Origin of the sequence: Geminocystis sp. GBBB08 (genome assembly GCF_016743215.1) — a bacterium.
Lineage (GTDB): Bacteria > Cyanobacteriota > Cyanobacteriia > Cyanobacteriales > Cyanobacteriaceae > Geminocystis.
Window position 1 is genome coordinate 1 of record NZ_VRZC01000216.1, and the last position, 5,426, is coordinate 5,426.

At 35.1% G+C, this 5,426-nt stretch carries 4 protein-coding genes; 2 read left to right on the plus strand and 2 right to left on the minus strand.

The window, feature by feature from the left end; translation table 11 throughout:
- Positions 1-127 (plus strand): DUF2656 family protein (locus tag FWJ34_RS19650; RefSeq protein WP_396232073.1); only part of this gene is annotated, 127 nt, incomplete at its 5' end.
- 53 nt (positions 128-180) lie between these two features.
- Here FWJ34_RS19650 and FWJ34_RS17890 read toward each other — a convergent pair.
- Entirely contained in the window at positions 181-1,407 is a 1,227-nt protein-coding gene (locus FWJ34_RS17890; protein WP_308256698.1) for a dicarboxylate/amino acid:cation symporter, read from the minus strand.
- A 190-nt stretch (positions 1,408-1,597) separates the two neighbouring features.
- Here FWJ34_RS17890 and FWJ34_RS17895 point away from each other — a divergent pair, with 190 nt between their 5' ends.
- Positions 1,598-3,046 carry an LCP family protein gene (locus tag FWJ34_RS17895; protein WP_308256699.1) on the plus strand — a complete coding sequence of 483 codons (1,449 nt, stop codon included), beginning with the start codon at positions 1,598-1,600 and terminating at the stop codon, positions 3,044-3,046.
- A gap of 116 nt (positions 3,047-3,162) precedes the next feature.
- On the opposite strand, the gene FWJ34_RS17900 is transcribed toward FWJ34_RS17895, so the two are convergent.
- Positions 3,163-5,426, minus strand: a 2,264-nt coding sequence (locus tag FWJ34_RS17900; protein ID WP_308256700.1) for a DUF3769 domain-containing protein, incomplete at its 5' end; no start/stop codon positions are given.

The following is a 5,426-nucleotide window of genomic DNA, read 5'->3' on the forward strand; positions in this document are numbered from 1 at the left end:
CTTTGGAGATTGGGGAGTAGATGTGGTAGAAACTTTATCGCCAGAGGAGTTTTTAAAGTCGATTAATTGGGATAGTCTAATTTCTGGACGTGCTTCAGAAGAAATATTTAAGGTTTTATCGGTTTAAGATCTAGATTTTGATCAAAAAAGTCAAATAAGTGGTCTTAAATTACCGAAAGATTATATAGTATTCAGTTTAACTGTTTTTGGAGATTGTTCCCAATGACTTAGGGCGATGGCATTGACACTATTACCAATCAGATTGATAACAGTTTTAAATCCGTCAGTTAGTCGATCAACTCCGGCTACTATGGCAATTCCTTCTAAAGGTAATCCTGAAGCAGATAAAACTGTAGCCATAGTGATTAAAGCAGATCCAGGTACTCCGGGGGTGCTAAAAGATACTAATAAACTACTCAGAGCGATGGCGGTGATTAAAGAAGTAGTCATGGGTACATGATAAATTTGGGCAATGAAAAGAGCGTTAAAACCTTGTAAAATCGCAGCACCATCTCGTTTTAAAGCAGTGCCAAGAGGAATAGCAAAACTAGCAATCTCCTCATTAAGTCCATATTTCTCTTGGATATTTTGCAATAATACTGGTAAAGCTGCATTAGAACTAGCAGTGCCAAATGCTAAAATTAACGCTTCGGAAACGCTACTAAAAAATTTACCCGGTTGTTCTTTAAGAATGAATAAGATAATGATATAAAAAGCCGTCATTAATAAAGTAGCTAGTAGCAATCCCAATACATAAGCCAACAACTTGATAATTAAACCGATGCCTTGGGTAGCAATTACGGAACTAATTAAAGCAAAAACTCCTAAAGGGGCGGTATAAAGAATAATTGATAGGGATTTTTCACTAATATGATAAATACTTTCAATGAAGTTTATAAAGGGTTGAGACTTTTCTCCTGCAAGTTGGATGCCTACAGTAAAAATTGCCGCCGAAAAGATAATTTGAAGTAGATTACCCTCACTCAGTGCCTGAAGGGGATTAATCGGAATTAAGCTAATTAACCAATCAATTAAGGAAGGAGTTTCTGATACGCCTATGGTTTCTGGTATTTCAAAGCCTGAAAGTCCTTCCCCGGGTTGTAAAAACCATGCTACGCTCATGCCAATCGATAAAGAAATAGCCGTGGTTACTATATAACTACTTAATAATTTAGCAGTATAACGACCTACCTGAGAAGCATTTTGAATGCGAGAAAATCCCATAATTAGGGATGAAAAGACAATTGGCACAACTAAAAACTGTATCAGACGCAAAAAAGATTCACCAACGGGGAGGAGAAAATAATGATCTAAATTACCAACACTTGCAGGAAATGTAGTGTTAAGAAACGTTCCAAAAGCGATCCCAATTCCTAAAGCGATGAGGATGAATGTAGATAAAGTCATGGTTTATTCTTCAGAAAATATTTTCATCACTAATCATAATAGAGGTTGAAGGATAAGTCATGAAGTGTTTAAAATTACCAATTTTTCCCAAAAATTGTGAAAGGATAATATTGATAAAGGCAGAATCAAGTTAAGATTGTTAAGTTATTATTAAATTTTTATTCGTTATCTTTGTGTGTGAGGAGATTAAATGTCAGAGGGAAATTTTAGCCGTAAAGGTAATTCTTTTAATCGTCAACAGTCTGCCAAAATTAGGAAATCTACTGATAAAAATGGTTCTCAATCTAATCCCCGTTGGTTATTAATGGGTTTTGGTTTAAGTGCCATCGCCGTATTATCAGCTACGGTAGGAGCTTTATTAGCATTATCTTTGTCTAACACCCCTTTAAGACAAGCGAGATTAACTCCGGCTCAAGAAGCTGTTTTTAATCAAGAAGAAACTGTGACTTTCGATAGTTTACAAATTCCTAAATTAAGTAGGCCTGTAAATATTCTTGTCTTAGGTATCAAAGTTACTAGCGATGATTTACCCCAACTTCGTAATCCAGATTTGGGTTATCATGCTTTGGTGAACTCTTTTGAGGGTTTATCTGACAGTATGTTGTTACTAAGATTTGATCCAGAAAAAGAATATGTAACAGTTTTATCTATTCCTCGAGATACTAAAACCTTAGTTAAAGGTAGGGGTGTTACCAAAATAAATGATGCAAATTTACATGGCGGACCTGCTTTAGCAGCCGAGTCTGTAAGTAATTTATTAAATAATGTACCGATAGATCGTTATATTCGTATAAATGTTCAAGGTGTAGAAAAATTTATTGACGCTTTAGGAGGTATTAATCTTTATGTTCCCCACAACATGAAATATACAGATCATAGTCAACATCTATATATTGATCTAAAAGAAGGACAACAACATCTTGATGGAGGAAAAGCTCTTCAATTTTTGCGTTTCCGTTACGATGCTTATGGAGATATTGGTAGAGTTCAGCGACAACAAACTTTCATGCGAGCTCTTATTGAACAGGCTTTAAGTCCGAGAACTATTTTAAAAATGCCTGATATTCTCTCTGTAGTTCGGTCAAATTTAGATACTAATTTAACTACTAATGAATTAATTGCCATCGCCGGTTTTACGGCACAAAAAGATCGTTCTAATATAAATATGGTGATGTTGCCAGGAGATTTTAATACCCCCGAGCAAGGAGAATTAAGTTATTGGTTACCTAATAGAGATAAAATATCAGAAATAATGGCTCAATATTTTGAAATACAGCAAAATTATTATAATGCTTCCCACATTTCAGATCCCACAACCTTAAAAATTGCGATACAAAGCAACAAAGATAATCAAGAAACAGGACAAAAAGTAGTCGAATATTTACGAAATAATGGTTATCATCGAGTATTTTTAAGTCAGCAATTTGCCACTGAACCATTATTAAAAACGAAAATTGTGGCACAACAAGGAGATAATTATTCAGCTGCTCAAATTAGGGCTGATTTAGGAGTAGGTGAAGTTGTGGTAGAAAGTACAGGTGTCCTAAAATCGGATATAACTATTCAAGTAGGACAAGATTGGGTGATACCAGAATTTAATGAACGTCAGGATAGTAGTTTTAAAACTATCTCTTATTAGAGTTCGGAATTTGGGGAAGAGGTAGAAGCAATAACTTAGTTATTAATGTGATATAGACATCTTGCTTGTCACGACTAATACCTAATACCTAATACCTAATACTTCATTACTCATTCTTAATTCCCTCTAGTTACACCATCAACAACAGGGCGAATACCAGTACCTTCAAACGGTGTAGCGTTACCATCCCAATTAAAATCACTGATACGCAAGTTAACTGAACCGATTTCTAAGACGGGGTTATAACGGATGATAATATTGTAGGTACGACGGCTATATTCTAAAAAATAATCAGTACTTATTTCTTCACTGGTTTTGACGTTAATAAAACTTTGTAATCCTGCTCGTAAAGGTCCGTATAGTTGTTGAGTTAGCCCTAATGATAACACTTGATCATCGGCGGCACGATCAAAATAGAAAGGGGATAAATCTCCTGTCACTCCTTGACTAAAACTAACATTAAACCCCGTATAGTCCAAAAAAGGATTAGAAAAATGTCCGAATTGTCCTTGTAATCCTATAGTTGCTGTTAGGTTGGGTTGAGTTTCACCATTACTATAATAACTAGCCACTCCTGTTAATCCGGTATTAAAACTTAAATAAGGTGCAACAGGAGTAGATGTATATTTTAAGCCTTCTTCTGGAGTAGCTGGTAAAGGTGTTCCTTTCCACAATAAGATATTTCCACTTAAAAGACCTGCTCCTTGAAAACGGGTTAAGTTAGTGAGATTATTTCGAGGATTGTTGCCTAACAATTCTTGTCTATCGGTGTCGGCAGTAATATTTTGTATTGAGCCTTGATAGATAAAGCCAAATCTTGATTCACTAATTTGATTATAAGGAGAGGTGACGACTAATCCGTAACTTTGTTGTACTGTTTGGAATCCTAATGAACCGTTAAACAATCTATCTCTGTAGTTATATTGCAAACTAAAGTTATGAGGGGCGTTTAAATTTCCTACTTTTTGGTTTAATTGTACACTAGCCCGAAGACGATTATCGATATTATCTAAGTCTAAACCTGTCAAATGGATAACTGAATTAAGATTAGTGCGATCGCTAAAATTCGTGTTTAATTTTGCTACTAAACCATAACTAGAAGGATTGAATAAACCACCGTTATCATCGGGATTGATGGCATTTTCATCAAAGAAAGAATCGGGGAAAAATGCCCTTTGTAATAAAATTTGAGGAGTAAGGGTAAAAATAGTTTTCTCATCGGTATAGATTTCAAAATCTCTTTCAATGAATAAACCGCCTAAATCTTCCCCATCAAAACCTATGGAAAATAATCCAGGGCGACGATTACGACGATCAAAGATTAAACGATCTTGAAACAGAGGAATAGACAAACGTTGATCGAACACTAAACGAGACTTTGTCGTGGTTAATTCGTCTTGAAATGGTGATATATTCCTTAATTTGGCAGTATCGGCTCTAATTTCAAATTCAGGAGGGGAAAAAGGATCATTAGTAATACGAATATTAGTAGCATTCCAACTGTCACCATCAAAATCTACTTTTTCAGCTTGAAAACGAAAACGGTTAACTTGCCCACCCATGGTAGCTGGATTTCCTCCGTTTCCTCTTCCCACTAAAGAATATTCTCTGATGCTACCAACGGCAAAACTAAAACCTTCAGCAGAAACTACCCTTCTTAAAGGTTGATTAGCTTCAAATTGCCAACTTAAAGGTTTTTGGGGTAAAGGATTATTCGCTATATCGCTACGAAAATCTTGAGCTAGACTTGGTTGATAAATTTCGCCGTTAGCGTTAAATATAATTCCTTTATCTTGCACAAAGTAATATTCAAAGCGATCGCCTCTGAGGGATTGATCTCCTCTTTTTAAAGTGACATTTCCTTGGGCTACGGCTATGCGATCGACTAAATTGATTAAAACTTCGTCTGCAATAAGAATGCCGTTAGAGAAGCGAATAATCACATTTCCTTTAGCTTTGATAATTTGTTGTTGATCTAAATATTCTTGTTCATCAGCTAAAATTTCCACTATATTAGGAGGATTAGGATTTGTTTCAGAGATGTTTGGAGTATTTTCTGTATTTTGAGTATTTTCCGTATTTTGGACTATTTCAAAGAAAGAAGAATTGTAATTAAAATTAAACTGACGAGAATTGCCTTGACGAGAGGTAATAATTAATTTTTTGCTGGTGTTAAATTTTACAGAAGGTTTTTCATCTATGCGAAACTGGGATGTTGCTTTATTTACAGTTAAACTTAACGGTTTTCCTAAATCATCGGCGGTAATTTTAGGTGGAGATTCTACAGGAATAGAGATGGGAGTTAATTCTGAATTTTCTGAGGGTAATTTTCCTTGAGAAACTAAAGTTGATGGTTGTTGACTATAGTTAACAGAGGTAA

What these genes read in the sequence shown, in the direction of transcription:
- FWJ34_RS17890 (WP_308256698.1), bottom strand. Translation starts at nt 1,407, where the DNA reads ATGACTTTATCTACATTCATCCTCATCGCTTTAGGAATTGGGATCGCT.
- FWJ34_RS17895 (WP_308256699.1), top strand. Translation starts at nt 1,598, where the DNA reads ATGTCAGAGGGAAATTTTAGCCGTAAAGGTAATTCTTTTAATCGTCAA.